We start from the raw sequence: 23681 nt of genomic DNA on the forward strand, positions 1-23681 counted from the left end.
CTGTTCTCGGGAACACGTTGGACCACCGCATCAGGGGGGTCCCGTTTGGAAGCCGATCACCCCGCTACGGGGTTACTTTTCCACGCCTGTCCACACTCTGACAAAACGGCTTGACAGAGCTTGCGCAGTCTTTTGGCGTCGTTTGCGCACTCTTTTGGTTTTTCTGGCTGTAGACCGTCCCCTATCGCATCACCCGCATTTCGAGTGGCCGCAGCTCATGCAGGTCATGCAGCCCTCGACCATGCGCATCTCGAACTGGCCGCAGGACGGGCAGGCCTTCGGGCGCGGGCTGTCGAGGCCGACGACCGACGCGGTGGGGTCGGATTTGAGGCCCGCGCCCTCGGCGTCGAGGAAACCGGTCGCGACGAGGTGCTGCTCGATCACGCCGCCGATCGCTGCGAGGATCGAGGGGATGTACTTGCCCTTCACCCAGGCGCCCCCCCGCGGGTCGAACACCGCCTTGAGCTCCTCGACCACGAAGCTCACGTCGCCGCCGCGCCGGAACACCGCCGAGATCATCCGCGTCAGCGCCACCGTCCAGGCGAAATGCTCCATGTTCTTGGAGTTTATGAACACCTCGAAGGGCCGCCGCCGGCCGCCGACGACGATGTCGTTGATCGTCAGGTAGATCGCGTGCTCGCTGTCGGGCCATTTGAGCTTGTAGGTGTTGCCCTCGAGGGTCTGCGGCCGGTCGAGCGGCTCGGACATGTAGACGACCTCGGCGCCGTCGTCGGCCTCGTGCACCAGCACCGCCTTGTCCTCTTTCGTACCCTCGGAACTCTCCGACACGCTCAGGACCGAGCCGGTGACCTCGTTCGGGCGGTAGGTGGTGCAGCCCTTGCAGCCGGTCTCGTAGGCCTGGAGGTAGACGTCCTTGAACCGCTCGAAGCTGATGTCCTCGGGGCAGTTGATGGTCTTCGAGATCGACGAGTCGACCCATTTCTGCGCCGCGGCCTGCATCCGGACGTGATCCTCGGGCGCCAGCGTCTGGGCGTTCACGAAGTGGTCCGGCAGCGGCGCGTCGCCATGGAGCGCGCGCCACGTGGCGACGGCGTAGTCGACCACCTCTTCTTCGGTGCGGGTGCCGTCCTTCTGAAGGACCTTGCGGGTATAGGCATTGGCAAAGACCGGCTCGATCCCCGACGAGACGTTACCCGCGAACAGCGAGATCGTGCCCGTGGGCGCGATCGAGGTCAGAAGCGCGTTGCGGATGCCGTGTTCGCGCACCGCCGCGCGCACGTCTTCGTCCATCGCCTGCATGGTGCCGCTGGCGAGGTAGGCATCGGCGTCGAAGAGCGGGAAAGCGCCCTTCTCCTTCGCCAGCTCGGTGCTCGCGAGGTAGGCCGCCCGGGCGATGCGGCGCAGCCAGTCCTCGGTGCGGGCGGCGGCCTCCTCGGTGCCGTAGCGCAATCCGGCCATCGCCAGAGCGTCGGCGAGACCGGTCACGCCAAGGCCGATGCGGCGCTTGGCCTCTGCCTCGCGCGCTTGCGCCTCGAGCGGGAAACGCGAGGCGTCGACCACGTTGTCCATCATCCGCACCGCCGTGCGAACCAGTTCCTCGAGGGCCGCGTCATCGACACGCGCGTCCTCGGAGAACGGGTCCACCACCAGCCGCGCGAGGTTGATCGACCCCAGCAGGCACGCGCCGTAGGGCGGCAGCGGTTGCTCGCCGCACGGATTGGTCGCGGCGATGGTCTCGCAGTAGCTGAGGTTGTTGGCGGCGTTGATGCGGTCGATGAAGATCACGCCCGGCTCGGCGTAGTCGTAGGTCGCCCGCATGATGCGGTTCCAGAGGTCCCGCGCCGGCAGCGTGTGGTAGACCTTGCCGTCGAAGACCAGCTCCCACGACGCGTCCGCCTTCACCGCTTCCATGAATGCGTCGGTCACCAGCACCGAGAGGTTGAACATGCGCAGCCGCGCGCTGTCGGACTTGGCCGAGATGAACGCCTCGATGTCGGGATGGTCGCAACGCATGGTCGCCATCATCGCGCCCCGGCGCGAGCCCGCGGACATGATCGTTCGGCACATAGCGTCCCAGACATCCATGAACGACAGGGGGCCCGACGCGTCGGCCGCCACGCCCGCCACAGCCGCACCCTTGGGCCGGATGGTCGAGAAGTCATAACCGATGCCGCCGCCCTGCTGCATGGTCAGAGCGGCTTCCTTCAGCATGTCGAAGATGCCCGCCATCGTGTCGGGGATGGTGCCCATGACGAAGCAGTTGAAGAGCGTGACAGACCGGGCTGTGCCCGCGCCCGCGACGATGCGGCCAGCGGGCAGGAAGCGAAAATCCTCGAGCGCGGCATAGAAGCGGTCTTCCCAGGCGTCGGGATCGGCCTCGCTTTCTGCAAGCGCGCGGGCGATGCGGCGCCAGGTGTCCTCGACCGAGCGGTCGACAGGCGTGCCGTCGGCCTCTTTCAGCCGGTACTTCATGTCCCAGATTTGTTCGGCGATGGGTGCGGCGAAGCGGGTCATGGCTGATTCCCCCGATGTAAGACCATGCAATCTAGCGCGCCTCTACAACAGTTTGAAGTCAGGACGTCAAAGCCTACAATATGGGCCGTGGATGGGAAGGATTCGATGGACAAGATCTGTCATCTCGTAAAGCTCAGCGCGGGCACGGACAGCGTCGACAGCCTGACGCGCTGGCAAGCCTCGGCCGCGGCACGTGGCCCGGACGGCTATCCGCGTCACGTCACACGCATGTGGCCCAAGCGCGAATCCGAGATCGCCGGCAAGGGCTCGATCTACTGGGTCATCAAGGGCCTGATCCAGTGCCGCCAGCAGATCGTGCGGCTCGACGAGGTCACGGGCGGCGACGGTATCCGGCGCTGCGCCATCGTGCTCGACCCGACGCTGGTGCGCGTGTCCCCTGCCCCGCGCCGCCCGTTCCAGGGCTGGCGCTACCTCGATCCCTCCGAAGCCCCCGCCGACCTCCGTCCGGGGCGCGAGGCCGACGACGCGCTGCCGCCGGAACTGGCGGGCGCACTCGCCGAGATCGGGGTGATCTGAGCAATTTCCGAAGCAGTCAGCTGAGACCGCGGCAAGATGAACATGCGCCATTCCGGAACTCTCAGCGATGCCGCATTGGAAAGCCCGTGAGCCGTCCCCGGCCGGGACGCGGCTGCGCGGGCCCCTAGGGGTCCCGTCCCGGCTCTGCCGCCAGTTCAGCATATCCGGTGCGCGGGTCGTGTGGCCGGGTGAACTGCAACGCATCCGTCAGGCCGAGCACGATCTCGGCAGTCGTACGGACCGGGGAGCCGTGCAGCAGATGGCCCCCGCGCACCGCGCCCCCGGCATCGGACACCGCGACATGAAGATGCGGGCCATCGAGCGACAGCGTGCCCGACAGGCCGACGATCTCCAGCGGCCCCGTCACCATCAGGCGATCGTCGCGCCCGGCCGGGCGCAGTTCGGCACGGTCGAGCGATCCCACCGCCGCGGCGACGAAGCCAGCCGTCTCGGGCGCGTCCGCGAACGCCGCCTCCAACGCAGCGCGCAGATCCTCGCCCGGCAGCAGCCGCAGAGCGAGGAACCGTGTCGCCGCGCCCGGCCAGTCGACGCGAAGCGAGGGCGCCCCGCTCACAGTCCGCGCGGCGTGGGCCGGTCGAACACCGTGCGCCCCAGCGCCGAGGCCGCAAGGTCGACCATCAGCTGCGCCGTGCGCCCACGCTCGTCCAGCATCGGGTTCAGTTCGACCAGATCGAGCGAGGCGAGGCAGCCCGCGTCGTGGATCATCTCCATGGCGAGATGCGCCTCGCGCACCGTTGCCCCGCCCGGCACCGTGGTGCCGACCGCTGGCGCCACCGCGGGGTCGAGGAAGTCCACGTCGAGCGACACGTGCAGTAGCCCCCCCACCGCCGTGACCTCCTCGAGGAAGGCCCGCAGCGACGCGGCGATGCCGCCCTCGTCGATATCGCGCATGTCATGGCGACGGATCGACGTGGCCTCGAGCGCCGCGCGCTCGGGTCCGTCGACCGACCGCAGGCCGACAATGCAGACGCGCTCTTCGGGGACCGGGTGCGGAACTTCGGGAAACTCGGGGAAGCCAGAGCGCCCGGTGACATAGGCCAGAGGCGTGCCGTGAAGATTGCCGCTTTCGGTCGTCTCGCAGGTGTGAAAATCCGAGTGGGCGTCGAGCCACAGCACGAACAGCGGCTTGCCGACCTCGGCCGCATGCGCCGCCGCGCCGTGGACGGTGCCGAGCGACAGTGCATGATCGCCGCCCATGAAGATCGCCGTCCCCTGCCCCAGCGCCTCTTCCGCGGCGCGCGACAGCGCGCGGGTCCAGCCCACGGTCTCGGGCAAGGCCACGAGATGCGCGTCCTCCGCCACGTCGGTGGTGTCCGGCCAGACGTTGCCGAGGTCGCGAACGGTATGGCCGAGATCCGTCAGCGCCCCGCCCAGCCGCGCCGTACGGTAGGCGTCGGGCCCCATCAGGCAGCCGTTGCGGGCTTTGCCGCAGTCGACCGGTGCGCCGATCAGAAGGACGGTCTGGGATGTCATCGGGCTCTCCGTTCCGGGTCGGTGTCCCACCGGGATAGGACGCACGGGCGGAGGGGTCCAGTGCTGCGGCGGGCCTCAGCTTGGCCGGCTGCGCCCGGCCTGCCACGCGGCGATCCACAGGCCGGCCAGCACCAGCGAGGCGATGGCGTTCCAGCTGGCCATCGACAGGCCCGCCATCTGCCAGGCCACGTCGTCGCAACGCACCAGCGGCGCCGACATGATCTGGTCCATGAGCTGGTCCGTCGACAGCCCCTCGACACCGCTCGAGGTGCAGCTCGTGGGGCCTTCCCACCAGCCGCGCTCGACCCCGGTGTGGTAGAGACCGACGCCCGCCGTGGTCAGCGCCGCGAGCGCCCCCAGAAGGATCGCCCACGCCGCGCCCAGCGCCAGCGCCACGCCGCCCGCGACAACCGCCACGCCATGCGGCCAACGCTGCCAGATACACAGTTTACACGGAGGCAGATCGCCCAGGTACTGAAAGCCGAACGCGGCCAGCAACAGCGCCGCGGAGCCTCCGGCGGCAAGGGCGATCAGCAGGGTGCGGGACATGGGCAGAATTCCTTGGACGTGAGGGGCCTTACAGCACTCGCAGGACCATGAAGCCGCCCACGAGCGCCACGCAAAAGAGCGTGAACACCAGCCCGAGGCGACGCTCGATGAAATCGCGTATCGGCGGGCCGAAGACGCGCAGAAGGCCCGCGACGATGAAGAAACGCAGCGCCCGCGCGACCAGCGCGCTCAGGACAAACGGGATCAGCGGGAATGCCGACCAGCCCGACATGATGGTGATGACCTTGAACGGGAACGGCGTGACGCCGGCGATCAGGACCGCCCAGATACCGTACTCGTTGAAACGCGTGGCGAAGACCTCCATCGCGTCACCCTTGCCCAAGGCGGCGAGGATCGGCTGGCCCAGCTGCTCGTAGGCGAGCGCGCCGATGGCATATCCCGCGACGCCGCCCGCGACCGAGGCCAGCGTCGCCACCAGCGCGATCAGCCAGGCGCGTCGCGGTCGCGCCAACACCATCGGGATCATCAGCACGTCCGGGGGGATCGGAAAGAAGGAGCTTTCGATGAAGGACACGAAAGCCAGCACCCAGAGCGCCTGCGGATGCTCCGCGTAGGACAGGGTGCGGTCGTAGAGGCGTCTGAGCATGATGGGGATCCGGGTCCGGCGGCGTGCGCGGCGCCGGTTGACCATGCCCCCGCCGCCCGGTCAAGCGCCGCGGCCGTGCGAAGGGTCTGGACGTGGCCCACCGTGGCGGCTAGGACGAGGCCCGCGTGCCCGAGTGGCGGAATGGTAGACGCAGGGGATTCAAAATCCCCCGGTGGCAACACCTTGTCGGTTCGAGTCCGACCTCGGGTACCATGGCCTTCCCCGACAGAGCTGAGCAGCAATCCGCCCTGTGGGCGCGGTGGCAGCGCCCGCCACGCGCGCAAGGCCTCCCGACAACGTGCCGGGCGTGCCGTCCCGGAAGGACGGCGTGCCGGTCTGTCGGCGACCTCGTGGCAGCGTTGCCATGGCGTTTGCCGTCGTCCGTCTCGCGTTTTCGCGCGGACGATCCCGGAAGATCATGCGACTCGCTGCGAGACTGTCCGCGACGTCGGCCACTCACGAGCCCCGACAAGAAAGAAAGGCCCGGGCGCGCGGCCCGGGCCTCCGTTCTTTGACCGGTAAAAGCGTCCGGCACCGAAGTAGCGGACCCTCCTGCGACCACGTCCTCAGGCGAGGATGAAGTCGTCGAGGCCGAGATCGGCCGCTTCGACGCCCTCGAGCGTGATGGTGTGGCCGTCGGCCTCGATGACCGCGCCGGCCTCGGTGTCGACGATCGACAGTGTGTCGAACTTCGCCTGCGCCCCGGCGCCGTCGAGGCCCCGGAGATACAGCACGTCGCTGCCGTCCTCGAAGTCGGTGATGGTGTCGGCCTCGCCGTCGTGCAGCGACCGGAACACGAACACGTCGTCACCGTCACCGCCGGTCAGGGTGTCGTCGCCGACGCCGCCATTGAGCGTGTCGTCGCCCGACCCGCCCATCAGCACGTCGTCGCGACCGCCACCGGCCACGAAGTCGTCGCCGAGGCCGCCGTCGATGGTGTCGTTACCGGCCCCGCCGCCGACGCGGTCGCGCCCACCGCCAGCGGTGATGAGGTCGGAGCCGGTGCCGCCGCCCATGTCGTCGTGTCCCTGGCCGCCGTCGACCCGATCGTCACCGTAGGAGGCACCCATCGTGTCGTTGCCGAAGGAACCCGAGAGCGCATCGTTGCCGGCCCCGCCGTTGACGATGTCGTCGCCCTCGCCGCCGTCGGCTTCGTCGTCGCCGACACCTGCGCCGATCACGTCGTTTCCGGCACCGCCGGACATGGTGTCGTTGCCGGTGCCGCCGCCCATCAGGTCATTGCCGCCACCGCCGGAGGCGACATCGTTGCCGCCGCCCGCGCCGATGTGGTCGTCGCCTTCACCGCCCTCGAGCGTGTTGTCGTCCTCGTCGCCCCAGTGATAGGTGATGCCGCGCGCCTCGAGGTAGTTCTCGTAGGCATGATCCGGCACGTTCGCGGGCAGGTCCTGGTGATGGGCCGGCACGAAACGGCCATAGCCTTCCGCCATCAGGTAGTAGACCGATCCGTCCTCGCTGGGGACGTAGACGCGGTACTGCGGCATCGGCCCGTCGGAGGCCGTGTCGACGATCAGCCCGTTCACCACCGAGAAGCTGGTGTCGTCGAGGTCTTCCTCGGACAGGCTTCCATCGTCCTCGACTTCGTACCAGGCGATCACGTTGCCGTCGTCGTCCAGTTCGAAGCGGTAAGCGTCGAGGTCGTCGCGCACACCGTCGTCGCCGGAGACCGGCGGAAGTTCGATGCCGTCGAGCTGGTCGAGCAGCGCGGCGTCGAATTCTCCTTCACCTTCGGCAACCTGGTACCAGTAGCCGGTGTCGGGGTCCTGCGCGTAGACCTTGAACTCGTCCTCGTCGGTTTCGGTCTCGACGAGGTATCCGTCGATCAGCTGGTAGGTCTCGTCGTCGATGTCCTCGGCTTCGAGTTCGCCGTCATCCTCGACTTCGAACTTGCCGGTGACGGCGCCGGTCTCGGCGTCGAACTCGAAAACGTACGCGTCGTCCTCGACCTCCACCTCGAACCCGTCATCGTCTTCGCCATCGTCCAGCGTGTCGAGCACGGCGGCGTCGAACGCGCCGTCCCCGTCGGCAACCTTGCGCCACCGGCCGCTGTCCCCGAGAGGCGCGTAGACCGCCCACTCGGGGTCGTCCCCGCCCTCGGTTTCGACAAGGTAGCCGTCGATCACCTGGTAGGACTCGTCGTCGATGTCCTCGGCCTCGAGCGCTCCACCGTCCTCGACTTCGAATTTGGCGGTCACCATGCCGTCCGCGTCGAACTCGAAGACGTAGATGTCGTCGTCTTCGTCATCTTCGCCTTCGTCGTCCACAACGGCCCCGTCTCCGAGCGTCTCGAGCACGGCAGGGTCGAACGGCCCATCGCCCTCGGCGACCTCGCGCCAGATGCCCTCGTCATCGGCCCGGGCGTAGACCTTCCACTCGGCCTCGCCGTCATCGTCCTCGTCGGTCTCGACGACGTAGCCGTCGACCAGCGTGTAGGTTTCGTCCGCGTCGATGTCGTACTCGACCAGCGTGCCGTCCTCGAGAACCTCGTAGACGTCGGTGATGACGTTCGTTTCGTCGAAGGTGAAGCTGTAAGCGTGGCTCATGCGACTTCCTGTTCATTGCCGGACCGAAAACCCGCACGCCAAGCCGCGCACGGGACCCGATACAAGGTATGCTCATTTTTAGGGCATGAGTGAGGCCGATCAATTCCTGATTGCGCGCCTCGGCGGAAAGCGGCGCGATTGGCGAGGCCCGTGCCGATGCGACCGGACGCCTGGTGGCTCAGGGTTCGACCTGCCCGCGCGAGATCGCAAGCGCCACCGCCTGGCTGCGGGTACGCGCCCGCATCTTGCGCGAGGCCGAATGGATCAGCGACCAGACCTCGAACTCGGTGATCCTCATGGTCTCGGCGATCATGTATTCCGGCAGGCCCCGGTAGACGAAGGACAGCACGTCCCTTTCGCGCGCGACGAGGCTCTGCCAGCCGGTGCCCCAGGCCCACCCCTCGTGCAGATCGTCTCCGGGCGGCAGAAGCGCGACCGCCATCATGGCGGATATGGTCGCGAATGCGCGGGCACTGCCGGGGCCGAACAGGCAATCCGGGTCGTGCTCGAATGCCACGGCCACGCATTTGCCCGATCCACCGTCTGCCCAGGTATTGGAGATCATGTAGTTATATTCGTATGCCAATACCGCATTCGACATATGGCCCGTTTTTGAGCTCTTGCCCAACGTGCGTCCCAATTGCCGGAAGTCGAAACGCTGCTCGGGCACGCAGGACAGAACACCGTCGAGAAGCGGGTCGGCAGTACCGAAGGCGTCGGCCTCGTATTCCTCGAGCCAGCGCGGATCCATCGAACTCCGGACCCAGGCGATCTCTTTGGTATCGCATTGGAAAGCCCCGGCGTTCACCGCGTTGGCACCGATCTTGCGCGCCACACGATTGATCGCCCACCATCTCTGTTCGGATGTGGCCGCCTGAGAAAGCACATCCGCGGTATCAATTATCAAATTCGTCAATCGCGACATGACACAGGGCCTCCACCGCGCCGCAAATCAGTCGATTACCGGGAAAATGTCCATGATTATTTTCAACGAATTCATACGCGAATTGAAAAGTGCGCGCATGCGGTTTTCAGGATAAATCCGAATTGCCTCGCGATGCCCCGGCGGTCGATGACGAACGCGTCACGACACCGCGATACGTCTACGCCAGGACAATACGCGCCCGGCCCTGGTCGAGGGCGCCGGGATGGTCGTCAATGCAGGGGGAGATGGTAGCGGAGGAGGGACTTGAACCCCCGACACAAGGATTATGATTCCTCTGCTCTAACCAACTGAGCTACTCCGCCAAGAGCGAGGCGCTGACTATGGCAGGCTGCCCGGACCGTCAAGCGGAAAAATCCCGGGCCGCCAGCCTTCCGGCGCGTCACTTCACGATGGCCTCGTCCTTGACGAACATGTTGGCCCAGGCCCTGTCCACCAGCTCGGGTGTCATCTTGTAGGGCAGCCCTTCGAAGTCACAGACGGCGATCATCTGGTCGATCAGAAAGACCGGCTGGTAGTTGGCGTAGACGTTGTCGATCTGCGGATACTTGGACTTCAGCAGGTGGACCAGGCTCTTCTCGCAGAGCTGCATCTTCTTCTTGCGCGCGACGAGCGCGAAGATCTTGAGGAAGTTCTCCTGGTCGGGACCGTCGATCTTGATCTTGAAGAAGATCCGGCGCAGCGCCGCCTGGTCGAAGATCTCGTTCGGGTGAAAGTTCGTTGAGAAGATCACCAGCGTGTCGAAGGGCACCTCGAACTTCTCGCCCGATTGCAGGGCGAGGATGTCCTTGGATTCCTCCAGCGGCACGATCCAGCGGTTCACCAGCTTCTGCGGCGGCTCGGCCTGGCGGCCAAGGTCGTCGACGATGAAGATGCCGCCGGTGGACTTGAGCTGCAGCGGCGCCTGGTAGGTCCGTGCGGTCGGGTTGTAGACAAGGTCGAGCATGTCCAGCGACAGCTCGCCCCCGGTGATGACCGTCGGGCGCTGGCAGAGGACATAGCGCGTATCGTAGGTGATCCGGCGACGCAGCTGGGTGCGGTCCTCTTCCTGCCCCTCGGCGGCAGAGTGCACGATGGGGTCGTACATGGTGATGACCTGACCGGCGTATTCCAGCGCGCGGGGGACGTAGATCTTGTCGCCCATGGCGTCGCGGATGCCGTTCGAGATCGAGGATTTACCGTTGCCCGGCGGGCCGTACATCAGGATCGACCGGCCCGAGCCCACGGCAGGGCCGAGATTGCGCAGGAGCGTCGGCGGCAGGATCAGGTGACCCATTGCCTCGGTCAGCTGGTCGCGCGTGATCTGCAGATTCCGGATCGACTGGCGGGCCACCTGCTCGCGGTAGACCGGCAGTGGCACCGGCATTGCGCCATAATATTCCGATTGCGCCAGCGCGTCGGCGGCGCGCGCGCGCCCCGAGTCGGTCAGCTGGTAGCCCATCTCGCCCCCGGCCTGCGACGCGCTCATGGTGCCCATGGCCTCGAGCAGCAGCTGAGAACGGGCCAGGTCCACCAGTTCCTGCGTGATCGGCACCGGCAGGCAGACGGCCTCCGACAGCTCGCGCACCGTGTTGACGTTCTTGCGGAACAGCGTCTTGAGAACGATGTCGCGCATCAGCACCGTGGACAGCTGCATCTCCTCCAGCCGTTTCGGCGGCGGCGGGCTGGTCACGTTGGTCTGCATGTTCATGCGCGGTGTCCTTCTGCGGGTCTGCTCATCGCGCACAGAGAAGCGCGGCAATGTGGCAGGCTCGCGGCCCGATCGCGAAATTTCATCGCCCATGAGGGGCCCGGCCGAGCCGGTCCCGGCCGGAAAAACCGCTACCATCCGATTGAAAACGCTCTACTTCCCTCACGTGACACAAAGGCGTCCGGCGACTTGGTTGATTCATCAGTCAATTTCGCCATCATGCGCCCATCGCTTCGAAAGTCACCAACACGGGAGACCGACATGAAGACCACGCTCACCGCCTCCGCGGCGCTTCTCGCCCTGACCGCGCCCGCATTCGCGCAGGACGCCTGCGAACAGGTGACCTTTGCCGACGTCGGCTGGACCGACATCACGGCGACCACCGCCGCCACGACCACCGTGCTCGAGGCCCTCGGCTACGAGACCGAGGTCAAAGTGCTGTCGGTGCCGGTCACGTACACCTCGATGGCCGATGGCGACATCGACGTCTTCCTCGGCAACTGGATGCCGACGATGGAGAACGACATCGCCCCCTACCGCGAGGACGGCAGCGTGGTGTCGGTGCGCACCAACCTCGAGGGCGCGAAGTACACGCTCGCGACCAACGCCGCCGGCGCGGAGCTTGGCATAACCTCGTTCGATGCCATCGCCGAGCACGCCGATGCGCTCGACGAGACGATCTACGGCATCGAGCCGGGCAATGACGGCAACCGCCTGATCCTGTCGATGATCGAGGATGAGGCGTTCGGCCTTGGCGAGTTCGACATCCGCGAAAGCTCCGAACAGGGGATGCTGGCGCAGGTCGGCCGCGCTTCCGAGCGCGACGAGCCGATCGTGTTCCTCGGGTGGGAGCCCCATCCGATGAACGCCAACTACGACCTCACCTATCTCGAGGGCGGCGACGACTACTTCGGCCCGAACCTCGGCGGCGCGACGGTGCACACGAACACCCGCGCGGACTTCGCCGAGGATTGCCCGAACGTGCAGGCGCTGCTCGAGAACCTGTCGTTCACGCTCGAGATGGAAAACGAGATCATGGGCGCGATCCTGAACGACGGCACCGACCCCGAGGAAGCCGCGGCGGCGTGGCTGTCCGAGAACACCGACATGGTCGAGGGCTGGCTCGACGGCGTGACCACCCGTGACGGCGGCGACGCGGTCGAAGCGGTCATGGGCGCGCTTCAATAAGCGGCAGACCCGGCCCGGCGCGTCCTTGCGCCGGGCCGACACGCGCGGGACGTTGCCCTAGGGTCACGTTCCGGCTTCCCGTCGTCGCAGTTCCGCGCCATGCTGACGGGGTTCATTACCCTCAGCACCGGATTTTTCAGATGTTCTTTCTTTCCCGACGGGCACGGGCCGCCCTGCCCCTCACGCTTGCCCTTTCCGCGGCCGTTCCGGCCACCGCCCAACCACTCGATGTGCCGTTCTCCACCTACTGCCCGCCCAATTCGCAGGCAGCCTGTTTCGGCGCGGCGACGGTCATGGGGCTAGACCCCAACGGGGACGGCTTCCTTGCCGTCCGCACCGGGCCGGGCTCGCAATACCCGATGATCGGCAAGGTCCATAATGGCGACCGCGTGGGCACATACGGCGCCCGAGGTCCGTGGTTCGCGATCAGCTTCGGGGCCGACGACCGGCTCGGCTGGGCGCACGGCAACTGGCTGGGCAATCACATCCCGTGATGCCCACCGGGGTCTCAGCCGATCAGGTCGCCGCCTCGGCGCTGTAAAGATGCACCCGCGCCGGCAGCCGGATGCCGTCAGGACCGATGTACCGGTCCCATTCCCCGCGCAGCGCGGCCATGATCGCGGCAAGGTCTTCAGCGGTGCCGCCGTACTCCCGCATCACGCTCGGGATCGGCCCCAGATCGGGCAGCATCCGCTCCATCGCGTCCCAGCCGTCGGGATGATGAAGCTCGGTCTCCAGCGTCTCGACCCGCGCGCCGGACAGTCCGGACCGATTAAGGATGCCCAGCACCCGATCCGGGTTCCGAAACGCCATCGGCCCCGGCGCGTCCGGGTCCGAGGGAGCCACCGCCCCCAACCGGGCCACCGCCGCCCGTCGCGGCGCGCCGAACCACGGATTGGCATCCGCCTCGGCCCAGGTCGCGAATATCATCCGGCCGCCCGGGACCAGTGACCGCGCGAGGTTGGAAAACGCGGCCACGGGATCGTCGAAGAACATGACTCCGAAGCGCGACAGCACCGTGTCGAAGCGCCCCTCGCCGAGATCGGCCACCTGCGCGTCGGCACGGAGATACTCGATCCCCTCGCCGCCCTGCGCCCGCGCGAGCTCCAGAAGCGGCTCAGAGAGGTCCAGTCCGAGGACCGCGCCATTTGGCCCCGCAGCCTCGGCCGCGGCGCGCGAGAGCGCGCCAGAGCCGCAGCCCACGTCGAGCACGCGCGCGCCCGGCCGCACAGCGGCCCGGTCGAGCAGCGCCGCGAGAATCGCCCGGTGCTGCAGCTCGAGATCCGCGTCGAGGCGCGCCCAGCGGCGGCCCATGTCGCCGCCCCAGGCCTCGGCCATGGCGGCGTTGGGTCCGGTCATGCGTCCCCGACCTTGTCCTGAGTCTTCGTGTCGAAGTCCGAAGCGTCGTGACGCTCGTGCAGCTGCATCTCGGGCTCGCCGAAGGTGCGGTTGACCATGCGGCCGCGCTGGACCGCCGGGCGCGCGTCGATCTCCTTGGCCCAGCGTTGCACGTGCTCGTAGGTGTCGACCTGCAAGAACGTGCCAGCACCGTATTGCCGCCCGAGTGCAAGCTGCCCGTACCAGGCCCAGTTCGCCATGTCGGCGATGGTGTAATCCTCGCCGGTCAGGTAGCGCCGGTCCGCGAGCGTGCGGTTCAGCACGTCGAGCTGGCGCTTCACTTCCATGGTGAACCGGTTGATCGGGTATTCCATCGGCTCCGGCGCATAGGCGTAGAAGTGCCCGAAGCCGCCGCCGAGATAGGGCGCGCTGCCCATCTGCCAGAACAACCACGACAGCATCTCGGGCCGGTTCGCCGGCGCTCCGAGGAAGCTGTCGAACTTCTCGGCGAGGTGCAGCAGGATCGCGCCCGACTCGAAGATGCGCACCGGCTCGGGGCCCGAGCGGTCCATCAGCGCCGGGATCTTCGAGTTCGGATTGACCTCAACGAAGCCCGAGCCGAACTGATCGCCCTCCTGGATGCGGATGAGCCAGGCGTCGTATTCCGCGTCGGTCACGCCGGCGGCCAGCAGTTCCTCGAAGAGAACCGTCACTTTCACGCCGTTCGGCGTCGCCAGCGAATAGAGCTGGAACGGATGCTCGCCCATCGGCAGATCGGTGTCGTGGGTCGGCCCGGCAATGGGACGGTTCAGCTTCGCCCAGGTTCCGCCGCTCTCGGCATCCCAGGTCCAGATTTCGGGGGGCGTGTAGGCCATCGAGGGGCTCCTGACGTTGTTTCGCCCGACACCCTAGCGCCGCCCGTCCCGGAGGCCAGTCCCGGCCCCCGCACCGCGCCTGTGCACGTAGCGCCGGCGCCGCGTGTTCTTGGTGGAAATATCCCGCGAGCGTAAGGGCAGAGCCCTCGATTCCGCCGACGACACCTCGCGCCGCCCTCAGCCCTTGCGCTTGTCGAGGTGCTTCTGCAAGGCGCCCGCGTTCTTCTCGCGCTTGTTCCGGTACGGGTTCTTCTGCGCCTGCCCGCGCATGACCAGCCGGATCGGGGTGCCCGGCATGTCGAAATCCGCGCGCAGCCCGTTCACGAGGTACCGCGTGTAGGCGTCCTGCATCTTGTCGGGCTGCGAGCACATGACCACGAAGTGCGGCGGACGTGTCTTGGCCTGGGTCATGTACCGCAGCTTGATCCGGCGGCCGTTGGGCGCCGGCGGCGGGTGCGCGGCGACCATGCCCTCGAGCCAGCGGTTGAGCTGCGCCGTCGGCACGCGCCGGTTCCAGACAGCATGCGCTTTCATCACCGCGGCGTGCAGCCGGTCCAGCCCGCGCCCGGTCTTGGCCGAGACCGTCACCAGCGGCGCACCGCGCAGCTGCGGCAGCAGCCGGTCGAAGGCCTCGCGCAGCGCCGCAAGCTTGGCGCCCTTGTCCTCCTCGAGGTCCCACTTGTTGACCGCGACCACCACCGCACGGCCCTCGCGCTCGGCGAGGTCGGCGATCCGCAGGTCCTGTTGCTCGAACGGGATCGCCGCGTCGAGCAGCACGATCACCACCTCGGCGAACTTCACCGCGCGCAGGCCGTCGGCCACCGAGAGCTTCTCCAGCTTTTCCTGAACCTTGGCCTTCTTCCGCATGCCGGCGGTGTCGAACACGCGCACCGGCGTGCCCTCCCAGTCGAACGGCACCGAGATCGCGTCGCGGGTGATGCCGGCCTCGGGGCCGGTCAGCAGCCGATCTTCGCCAAGAAGCCTGTTGATAAGGGTGGATTTGCCCGCGTTCGGGCGGCCCACGACGGCCACTTGCAGCGGCTTCTGCGCGGTGGGCACCGGTCCGGCCTCGTCTGCCTCCTCGGACACCGGCAGGCTCACGTCCGGCATCAACACCGGGTCGAGCTGCGCGCGTTCTGCGAAGGCCTCCGAGATCGGCAGGAGCGCGCTGTAGAGATCGGTCATGCCCTCGCCGTGCTCGGCCGACAGCGGCAGCGGCTCGCCCAGCCCCAGCCCCCAGGCCTCGGCGATCCCGGCCTCGGCGGCGCGGCCCTCGGCCTTGTTGGCGGCCAGAAGAACCTGCGCCGAGCTGCGGCGCAGAATATCGGCAAAGACCTCGTCGGTCGCGGTGATCCCCGTGCGCGCGTCCACCACGAAGAGACAGACGTCGGCCATCTCCACAGCGCGCTCGGTCAGCCGCCGCATCCGCCCGGGCAGCGAGTCGTCGTTGGCATCCTCGAGACCGGCGGTGTCGATCACGGTGAACTCGATGTCGCCGAGCCGCGCCTCGCCCTCGCGCAGGTCGCGGGTGACGCCGGGCTGGTCGTCGACCAGCGCCAGCCGTCGCCCGACGAGGCGATTGAACAGCGTGGACTTGCCCACGTTGGGCCGTCCGACGATGGCAAGGGTGAAGGACATGGGCGCACACTCCGGGCCGCGACGTGAGATCGCCCCGTTAGACTATCTCGCGCGCCGTGAAAAGCCACGAGGCCGCGGCCGCGTCGCGCCCCCTGCCCCCATGTCCGGGCCAGGACACCCCGCACTCAAGACCGCAGTGCCCATGCTCGTCCGCATCAAGCCGCGCACGGCCGGCCCGCGCGCCATCTTCTCGTTGGAAATACTCCGGGAGCGCGAGGGCAGAGCCCTCGCTTCTCCTCCTGCCAGCCCGCACCTGATCGCCTGCCGTCTCCCCGTCACAGACCCCGGCCGCCTCAGCGGAAGGCGTGCAGCACTCCGCGGGTCGAAACGACGTAGAGCGTGCCGTTGGCGACGATGGGCTGCGAGGTCGCGCCGCCCTCGATCGGCACCCGGCTCAGAAGGCGGCCGTCCTCGGGCGAGAAGCCGCGGAGCGCGCCGTCCGTGGAAGCGATCCAAATCTGCCCACCCGCAAGCACGGGTCCGTGATTGGCGAAGGAGGCGTCGCGGCGGCGCGAAGGGCGGGCCGAGGGCTTCCAGCCCGGCAGTTCCACCGACCAGACCTGCGATCCGTCGGCCGCGTTCACGCGCACCAGCCGGTTCAGGTCGGAGACGAACCACACCGAATTGCCCGCCACCAGCGGCCGGTCGAGCGCGCCCTGGTCGATGGACCAGTCGGTTTCGCCCGAGGCCAGGTCGAAGGCCACGAAGCGGCCGGCATGGTTGCCGGCATAGACCCGGCCGCCGTCGATCACGGGGTCGCCGGTGATGTCGGTGACGGTGGACAGGACACGCCCGTTGCGGCCGCCCGCGACGTTGCCGGACCACAGTTCCGTGCCGCCCTGCCGGAACGCGGTGCGCAGCGCGCCGTCGCCAAAGGCGAAGACCACGCGGTCCGAGGTCAGCGCGGGCGCTGGTGCGCCGGCGACATTGGCGATGTCGGGCACGGAATCCGTCTGCCAGCGCACGCGGCCGGTCGCCGCCTCGATGGCCCATGCCACCGATTCGCCCGAGGTCACGTAGACCATGTCGCCCAGCACGCTCGGTGCGCCGGTGCCGGTGCTCAGAAGGCGCTGGGTCCAGACCTCGTTGCCGGTGGAGGCGTCGAAGGCTGTGAGCGTGCCGAAGCCCGAGGTGACGTAGAGCCGGCCGCCCGATACCGCGAGCCCGCCACCTTGCGCCTGGAAACTGGCGTCGCGCGGCGGCGTCAGGTCGCGGGACCAGACCACCTGCCCCGAGGTCGACACCGCACTGACCCGCGCGTCCGAGGACAGCGTGTAGATGCGGGCGCCGTCGGTCACCGGCGCGGCGTCGAGACGCTGTCGCTTCACGTCGCCCTGCCCGATGTCGGCGGCCCAGACCTGCTGGAGCGGCAGCGATAGCGCGGCGTGGGTGGTGCGGGCATGAGGGCTTGCGGGGCTCTGGCCCCAGGCCGAATTGACCACCGGCCCCGGAAGACCAGCGGCCGCGGCACGGTTCGCCGGCGGTGCGGGATCGGCCTCGCGGGTCTGCAGGACGTCGCGCAGGCCCACGCGCTCGCCGGGGAGGATCACCTCGCGCTCGGAACAGGCCGCCACGACTGCCAGCGCGCCAAGGGCCGCCAGCTTGCTCAGCGTCAGGTTTGCCACGTGTCCGTCCCCGTCTTTCGCCTCGGTGTCGTGCGGCGCCGCGCGATGCGGGCCGTCTTCAGGATGCCTCGGTCTCGGGCGAGACCGTGCCGCCGAGGGCGACAATCAACTGCGCCGCGCGGGTGCGCAAGCCCTGCCGCGCCTCGGAATCGGTGACGATGGCGCGCAGCGTCTCGATCGCCGCGTCCGTCTCACCGGCCTCGATGTCGAGAAGGGCCAGCTGTTCCTGCGCAAGAAGCCGCAGCGGGCCGCCCTGCGCGAGCTGCTCGAACCCGATGCGGCGCTCCTCGGCGGAGGCGCCCTCGCGGGTCAGCGCCTTGTAGGTGGCGATCTGGCCATAGATGTCGGCGGCCTGCAGGCTGCCCACCGAGTTCAGCGTCTCGGCCACCGCGGCCGGATCGGCGCCTTCGGCTCCGGCCTGCTCGCCGGCGCGCAGAAACGCCTTCAGCGCGGCGGCACCGCCTTCGGGGGCCTCGACGTCTGCCAGTGCGGCGGCACGGGCCGCCGGGGTCTCTGCGTCGAGCGCCTCGAGCAGAGCGGAGCCGTAGGCCTGCGCCGCGGCGCGCTGGTTCGCCGCCTGGTACTCGCGCCAGGACGCGCCCGCGACGATCAGGATCACGGCCAGGATCGCGATCCAGCCGTAGCGCCGCATGTAGCCGTAAAGCCGGTCGCGGCGGACCTCTTCGCTGACCTCGTCGATGAAACTGTCGCTCTGGCTCACCGGTGTCTCCCTTGCGCGACTGCCGCCTGTCTCGTGCGCGTCTTCTTAACGAAGCCCGCCGCCGGTGCCAAGTCGCCGCGGGCGGGGCCCCGCCGGTCCGCCCCGCCGCGGCGCGGCATCCATGCTTGATCGGCATCGCGATCCGTGCCTAATCTGAACCGGTCGGTTCACCTGGTGCGGCAAACACGCCCCTTCGGCAACTGCGGGCTTGCACGCGCGCGCCCCGCGGCATCATGTGCGCCCATTAAGGAGCCCTGCCGATGCGTCTCTTCCCGATCCTGCTCGCTGTCCTCGTGGCGGCCATTCTCTACGCCGTGGTGATCGAGCGCGACCGCGTGACCGAGATGCTTGCCGGCCTGCGCCCCGCGCCAACCGAGACCGCCGAGGACGCGACCGCTTCGGAGCCCGAGATTGCCGCGCCCGAGGCCGCCGACACAGCCGCCACCCCGGCCGACGGCGCGATCCGTGTCATGGCGATGGAAAGCGCCGCGCGCGAGATCGACAGCGCGGTGATCCTGCGCGGCGAGACCGAGGCGCTGCGACAGGTGGACGTCATGGTCGAGACCACCGGCAAGGTTGTCTCGGCCCCGCTCCGCAAGGGCGCACGGGTGTCCGAAGGTGATACGCTCTGCGAGCTCGATGCCGGCACGCGCCAGATCAGCTTGGAAGAAGCGCAGGCCGCGCTGGCCGAGGCGCGGGCCTTCGTGCCCGAGGCCGAATCCCGCGTCCCCGAGGCCGAGGCGCGCGTGGCCGAGGCCGAGGCCGCGCTCGCCGAAGCGCAGATCAACGAGACCGCGGCCACGACGCTGTCGGGGTCTGGCTACGCCTCGGATACCCGCGTGGCGTCGAGCCGCGCCGCCGTGCGCAGCGCCGAGGCCGCGATTTCCAGCGCGCAGGCCGGGCTGGAGGCCGCGCGCTCGGGGCTCGAAAGCGCGCAGGCGCGCATCCGCTCGGCCGAGGCGGGCGTGGCCCGCGCCGAGGACGAGATCGCGAAGCTCGTGATCACCGCCCCCTTCGACGGCCTGCTCGAGACAGACACCGCCGAGCTGGGCGCGTTGCTCCAATCCGGCGGCATGGGCGGCGATCCCTGCGCCACCGTGCTGCAGCTCGACCCGATCAAGCTCGTGGGCTACGCCCCCGAAACCGACGTCGCGCGGGTCAGCCCCGGCGCCGCCGCCCGGGCGCAACTTGCGGACGGCACCGCCGTGGCGGGCGAGGTGAGCTTCGTGTCGCGCAGCGCCGACCCGACCACCCGTACCTTCCGCATCGAGGTCACGGTCCCGAACGACGACCTTGAGCTGTCGGCCGGTCAGACCGCAGAGATCGCGATCGAAAGCGCCGGGGTCCAAGCGCACTTGCTGCCGCAATCGGCGCTGACCCTGAACGACGACGGCGCCATGGGCGTGCGTACCATCGACGCTGACCGCACCGCGCGCTTTGTCGCGGTCGAGATCGTGCGCGACACTGCCGAGGGGCTCTGGGTCACCGGCCTGCCAGAGGCCGCGGACGTCATCACGCTCGGGCAGGAATACGTCACCGACGGCGTGCCGGTCGCGCCTTCCTTCGAACCGGTGATCCAATGACGGGTCTCGTCGACTGGGCCGCCTCCCGCGCGCGGATGGTGCTGGCCTTCATCGTGCTCTCGGTGGTCGTGGGCTCCTTCGCTTACGCGTTCCTGCCCAAGGAAGGCGAGCCCGACATCGAGATCCCCGCGCTCTTCGTGTCGGTGCCCTTCCCCGGCATCTCGGCCGAGGATTCCGAGCAGCTTCTGGTCAAGCCGATGGAGACCGAGTTGCAGGACCTCGACGGCCAGAAGGAGCTCGGCGGCACCGCGGCCGTGGGCTACGCGGGCGTCTCGATGGAATTCGAGTTCGGCTGGGACAAGACCAAGATCATGGCCGACGTGCGTGACGCGATGACCCGCGCACAGGCCAACTTCCCCGAGGGCGCCGAGCAGTATTCAATAAACGAGATCAACTTCTCGGAGTTTCCCATCGTCGTGGTGAACCTCACCGGCGCGGTGCCCGAGCGCACGATGGCCCGCATCGCCAAGGACCTGCAGGACCGGGTCGAAGGTATCGACGCCGTGCTGCAGGCCGGCATCGCGGGCAACCGCGACGAGATGCTCGAAGTGCTGATCGATCCGCTGCGGCTCGAAAGCTACAATGTCACAGCGGGCGAGCTGATCTCGGTCGTGCAGAACAACAACCAGCTCATCGCCGCGGGCGAGGTCGAGACCGCCCAGGGCGCCTTCTCGGTCAAGATCCCCTCTTCCTTCGACGACGCGGCGGACGTCTACGACCTGCCGGTGAAGGTGAACGGCGACCGCGTGGTGACGCTGGGCGACCTCGCCACCATCAACCTGACCTTCGAGGACCGCGCCGGGACCTCGCGCTTCAACGGCGAGCCGTCGCTGGCGCTGCAGGTGGTCAAGCGCAAGGGCTACAACCTGATCGACACCGTGGACGAGGTGGAGCGGGTCGTGGCGCAGGCGCAGGAGGAGTGGCCGCCCGAGCTGCGCGCCGCGGTGTCGCTGGGCACGTCCAACGACCAGAGCCGGCAGGTACAGTCGATGGTCGAGCAGCTGCAGGGCTCGGTCCTCACCGCAATCGCGCTGGTGATGATCGTGGTGCTGGCCGCGCTGGGTCTCCGTCCCGCGCTGCTGGTGGGCTTCGCGATCCCGACCTCGTTTCTGCTGTGTTTCGCATTCCTCGCGCTCATGGGCGTGTCGATCTCCAACATCGTGATGTTCGGCCTGATCCTTGCGGTGGGGATGCTGGTCGATGGCGCAATCGTGGTCGTGGAATACGCCGACAAGCGCATCGCCGAGGGCTCGGGGCCCATGCACGCCTACGTGGAGGCCGCCAAGCGCATGTTCTGGCCGGTGGTGTCGTCAACCGCCACCACGCTCTGCGCCTTCCTGCCGATGCTGTTCTGGCCCGGCGTGCCGGGCGAATTCATGGGTATGCTGCCGGTCACGCTGATCTTCGTGCTGTCGGCGTCTCTGGTCGTGGCGCTGGTCTACCTGCCGGTCATGGGCGGCGTGGTTGGCCGGGCCGAACGCTGGCTGCGCGAGCGCACCGAGGGTATCTCGCGCCTGCCGCTTCTGGCCAATCTCGCGCTCATCCCGGTCTGCGCGTTGGGGATCGCGGCCGGGGCCGGCGCGGTGCCCACGCTGGTCGAGCGTCTGATGGCGGCGTTCGGCGCGATGGACTCGGGCGATATCCTCGGATCGGTCGTGCCGACCTTCCTGGTCGTGTTTCTCTGCATCCTCGCGGGCGTCGCTCTGGTCCTTCTCTCGCTGATCGCCGCGCTCTTCCTGGCCATCACGCTCTCCGCGCTCTTCAAGCGCGTCGGCCGCGGCGTCGACGGGGCCCGCACCCGGGTGTTCGGAAAGCGCGAGGGCCGCGTCGAAAGCGGATACCGGCGCAGCCTCTTCGGCCGGCTCATCGCGCTCGTCGCAAAGAACCCGATCGGCCCGCTGGTTGCCGTGGGTGCGATCTTCGTCTTCGTGGGCACGACCTTCATCTATTACGGCGAGAACCAGAACGGCGTGGAGTTCTTCGTCGAGAGCGAGCCCGAGTTCGCCCTCGTCTACGTCAAGGCGCGCGGCAACCTGAGCCTCGGCGAGAAGGACGCGCTGGTGAAACGCGCCGAGCGCATCGTGCTGGCCCATCCCGGCGTGCAATCGGCTTTTTCCTTCGCGGGCGAGTCGGGGCTCAACAACAACACCGGCGGCGCGCAGGCCCCGAAGGATACCATCGGGCAGGTCCAGTTCGAGACCATCCCCTGGGACGACCGCGCCGGCGACGCGAGCCTCGACGGCGACCGGGTGATCGCCGAGCTGACCGAGCAACTCGACACCATTCCGGGGATCCAGACCGAGATCCTCAACCTCGCCATGGGCCCGGCCTCGGCCAAGCCGGTCCACCTGCGCATCCTCGGCGACGACTGGGACACGCTGCTGGCGGCGACCACCGAGGCGCGCGCGCGCTTCGACGCGTTGCCGGGCCTGCGCCTGATCGAGGACACCCGTCCCCTGCCCGGCATCGACTGGGAGATCGACGTCGACGTCGAAAAGGCGGGCCGCTACGGCGCGGACGTCGCGACCGTGGGCGCCATGGTGCAGCTCGTCACGCGCGGCATCCTGCTGGACACCATGCGCGTCGATAGCTCGGACGAGGAAATCGACATCCGCGTCCGCTTCCCCGAGGAGGACCGCATCCTGTCGACCCTGGACACCTTGCGCGTCCGAACCTCCGACGGGCTGGTGCCGCTGTCGAACTTCGTCACCCGGCAGCCGGTGGCGAAGCTCGCCGAGATCACGCGCACCGATCAGACCCGGTATTTCGACGTGAAGGCGGACGTGCACCCGGGCCTCGTGAAAGCCGTCGACGAGGACGACGCCATCGCGGCGGTGCTGCACCGGCAGGGCGCCGGTGGCCCCTATGGCGGCGGCGATACCGTCACCGGCCCGGAAGAGGTCTACGACGTGGTGGATCTCGAGCCCGAGGCGACGTCGGAGACGATAGAGAGCGGCCTGCGCGCGGGCGATCTTCGGCTGGTCCCCGTCACCGCAAACGAGCGTATCGCCGAGCTGACGCGCTGGCTCGAGGCGGACGAGGCCCTGCCGCCCGGCATCTCGTGGGAATGGACCGGCGACCAGGAGGAGCAGGAGGAAAGCCAGGCCTTCCTCGGCAACGCGTTCCTGGCCGCGCTGGGATTGATGTTCATCATCCTGCTGGCGCAGTTCAACTCGATCTACAACGCCGCCCTCGTGCTGCTGGCGGTGGTGCTGTCCACGGCGGGCGTTCTGATCGGGATGCTGGTGATGGGGCAGACGTTCTCGATCATCATGACGGGCACCGGGATCGTCGCGCTTGCGGGGATCGTCGTGAACAACAACATCGTGCTGATCGACACCTACCAGGAATACGAACGCTACATGCCCCGCGACGAGGCTATCGTCCGCACCGCGGAGGACCGCATTCGGCCCGTGCTCCTGACCACGATCACCACGATGGCGGGCCTTGCCCCGATGATGTTCGGCTTGTCGCTCGACTTCTTCGGCGGTGGCTACACGATCGACAGCCCCACCGCGCTCTGGTGGAAGCAACTGGCGACGGCCGTGGTCTTTGGTCTTGGCATCGCGACGGTGCTGACGCTGGTGTTCACGCCGGCGATGCTGGCGCTGCGGGTCTGGTCGGTGACCTACGCGCTCTGGATCGCACGGGCGCTGTCGGCGATGTCGCTGGGCCGGAGCAGCCGCGCCGCGCGCGACTGGGCGGTGAACCGCCGCGCGCGCCGCCTGCCCGCACCCACGATCCTCTGGGACGAGCCCGAAGACCCGGCCGAGGACACGCAGCGCGATACCCACCTGCGCGCGGCCGAGTAAGGCGGGTCGGCGCGCACCGACCCGGCACGCTCTTTTGACAGGACT

The 23681-nt window shown here is 68.2% G+C and carries 18 protein-coding genes and 2 tRNA genes; 6 read left to right on the forward strand and 14 right to left on the reverse strand.

Translation table 11 applies throughout. The features are described from left to right. Nucleotides 1–189: 189 nt before the first annotated feature. Nucleotides 190–2475, reverse strand: a complete 2286-nt coding sequence (locus tag BMX29_RS13680) for an adenosylcobalamin-dependent ribonucleoside-diphosphate reductase (RefSeq protein ID WP_092813742.1) — start codon at nt 2473–2475, stop codon at nt 190–192. A gap of 105 nt (nt 2476–2580) precedes the next feature. On the opposite strand from BMX29_RS13680, the gene BMX29_RS13685 reads away from it, so the two are divergent. Next, on the forward strand, nt 2581–3012 hold the full coding sequence (locus BMX29_RS13685; RefSeq protein ID WP_043843607.1) for a DUF1489 family protein: 432 nt from the start codon (nt 2581–2583) through the stop codon (nt 3010–3012). A 124-nt stretch (nt 3013–3136) separates the two neighbouring features. Here BMX29_RS13685 and BMX29_RS13690 read toward each other — a convergent pair whose 3' ends face one another. The 4 genes from BMX29_RS13690 to BMX29_RS13705 form a co-directional block, all read right to left on the reverse strand. Then, entirely contained in the window at nt 3137–3586 is a 450-nt protein-coding gene (locus tag BMX29_RS13690) for a PPC domain-containing DNA-binding protein (RefSeq protein WP_092813745.1), read from the reverse strand. Further along, a complete protein-coding gene (rocF, locus tag BMX29_RS13695; RefSeq protein ID WP_092813748.1) occupies nt 3583–4506 on the reverse strand; it encodes an arginase in 924 nt (307 codons plus the stop codon). The genes BMX29_RS13690 and rocF overlap by 4 nt, the downstream gene beginning before the upstream one ends. A 75-nt stretch (nt 4507–4581) precedes the next feature. After that, nucleotides 4582–5055: a disulfide bond formation protein B gene (locus tag BMX29_RS13700; RefSeq protein WP_092813750.1), complete on the reverse strand. Its 474-nt coding sequence runs from the start codon at nt 5053–5055 to the stop codon at nt 4582–4584. A gap of 28 nt (nt 5056–5083) precedes the next feature. Further along, complete coding sequence (locus BMX29_RS13705; protein ID WP_043843601.1) at nt 5084–5662, reverse strand: YqaA family protein; 579 nt, start codon at nt 5660–5662, stop codon at nt 5084–5086. Between the two features lie 127 nt (nt 5663–5789). On the opposite strand from BMX29_RS13705, the gene BMX29_RS13710 reads away from it, so the two are divergent. After that, nucleotides 5790–5875 (forward strand) — tRNA-Leu (locus tag BMX29_RS13710). Nucleotides 5876–6228: 353 nt separating this feature from the next. Here the strand turns inward: BMX29_RS13710 and BMX29_RS19765 are convergent. From BMX29_RS19765 to BMX29_RS13730, 4 genes are all read right to left on the reverse strand, one after another. Beyond that, on the reverse strand, nt 6229–8223 hold the full coding sequence (locus BMX29_RS19765) for a calcium-binding protein (RefSeq protein ID WP_092813752.1): 1995 nt from the start codon (nt 8221–8223) through the stop codon (nt 6229–6231). 178 nt (nt 8224–8401) lie between these two features. After that, nucleotides 8402–9148, reverse strand: a complete 747-nt coding sequence (locus BMX29_RS13720) for a helix-turn-helix transcriptional regulator (RefSeq protein ID WP_092813754.1) — start codon at nt 9146–9148, stop codon at nt 8402–8404. Between the two features lie 246 nt (nt 9149–9394). Next, nucleotides 9395–9471 (reverse strand) — tRNA-Met (locus tag BMX29_RS13725). Nucleotides 9472–9548: 77 nt separating this feature from the next. Beyond that, a complete protein-coding gene (locus BMX29_RS13730; protein WP_092813757.1) occupies nt 9549–10856 on the reverse strand; it encodes a P-loop NTPase family protein in 1308 nt (435 codons plus the stop codon). Nucleotides 10857–11117: 261 nt separating this feature from the next. Here BMX29_RS13730 and choX point away from each other — a divergent pair, with 261 nt between their 5' ends. Continuing rightward, entirely contained in the window at nt 11118–12044 is a 927-nt protein-coding gene (gene choX / locus BMX29_RS13735) for a choline ABC transporter substrate-binding protein (protein WP_043843597.1), read from the forward strand. Nucleotides 12045–12184: 140 nt separating this feature from the next. Then, a complete protein-coding gene (locus BMX29_RS13740) occupies nt 12185–12538 on the forward strand; it encodes an SH3 domain-containing protein (RefSeq protein ID WP_092813760.1) in 354 nt (117 codons plus the stop codon). A 22-nt stretch (nt 12539–12560) separates the two neighbouring features. Here BMX29_RS13740 and BMX29_RS13745 read toward each other — a convergent pair whose 3' ends face one another. The 5 genes from BMX29_RS13745 to BMX29_RS13765 all read right to left on the reverse strand — a co-directional run bounded on the left by BMX29_RS13745 (nt 12561) and on the right by BMX29_RS13765 (nt 18241). Next, entirely contained in the window at nt 12561–13403 is an 843-nt protein-coding gene (locus BMX29_RS13745; RefSeq protein ID WP_092813762.1) for a class I SAM-dependent methyltransferase, read from the reverse strand. Then, nucleotides 13400–14257: a glutathione-dependent disulfide-bond oxidoreductase gene (yghU, locus tag BMX29_RS13750; RefSeq protein ID WP_092813765.1), complete on the reverse strand. Its 858-nt coding sequence runs from the start codon at nt 14255–14257 to the stop codon at nt 13400–13402. Before yghU ends, BMX29_RS13745 begins: the two co-directional genes overlap by 4 nt. A gap of 177 nt (nt 14258–14434) precedes the next feature. After that, nucleotides 14435–15895 carry a ribosome biogenesis GTPase Der gene (gene der / locus BMX29_RS13755; protein WP_043843592.1) on the reverse strand — a complete coding sequence of 487 codons (1461 nt, stop codon included), beginning with the start codon at nt 15893–15895 and terminating at the stop codon, nt 14435–14437. Nucleotides 15896–16188: 293 nt separating this feature from the next. Continuing rightward, nucleotides 16189–17520, reverse strand: coding sequence for an outer membrane protein assembly factor BamB family protein (locus BMX29_RS13760; protein ID WP_244889240.1), 1332 nt, complete (start codon nt 17518–17520; stop codon nt 16189–16191). A 58-nt stretch (nt 17521–17578) separates the two neighbouring features. Next, nucleotides 17579–18241 (reverse strand): hypothetical protein, encoded by a 663-nt coding sequence (locus tag BMX29_RS13765; RefSeq protein ID WP_092813768.1) that lies wholly within the window; start codon nt 18239–18241, stop codon nt 17579–17581. A gap of 260 nt (nt 18242–18501) precedes the next feature. Between BMX29_RS13765 and BMX29_RS13770 the strand changes: the two genes are divergently transcribed. Together BMX29_RS13770 and BMX29_RS13775 are read left to right on the forward strand one after the other, a co-directional pair. Next, a complete protein-coding gene (locus BMX29_RS13770; RefSeq protein ID WP_092813771.1) occupies nt 18502–19824 on the forward strand; it encodes an efflux RND transporter periplasmic adaptor subunit in 1323 nt (440 codons plus the stop codon). Beyond that, complete coding sequence (locus BMX29_RS13775) at nt 19821–23636, forward strand: efflux RND transporter permease subunit (protein WP_092813774.1); 3816 nt, start codon at nt 19821–19823, stop codon at nt 23634–23636. Before BMX29_RS13770 ends, BMX29_RS13775 begins: the two co-directional genes overlap by 4 nt. The last annotated feature ends 45 nt before the right edge of the window (nt 23637–23681 follow it).

It is taken from the genome of Roseivivax marinus (assembly GCF_900109705.1).
GTDB lineage: Bacteria > Pseudomonadota > Alphaproteobacteria > Rhodobacterales > Rhodobacteraceae > Roseivivax > Roseivivax marinus.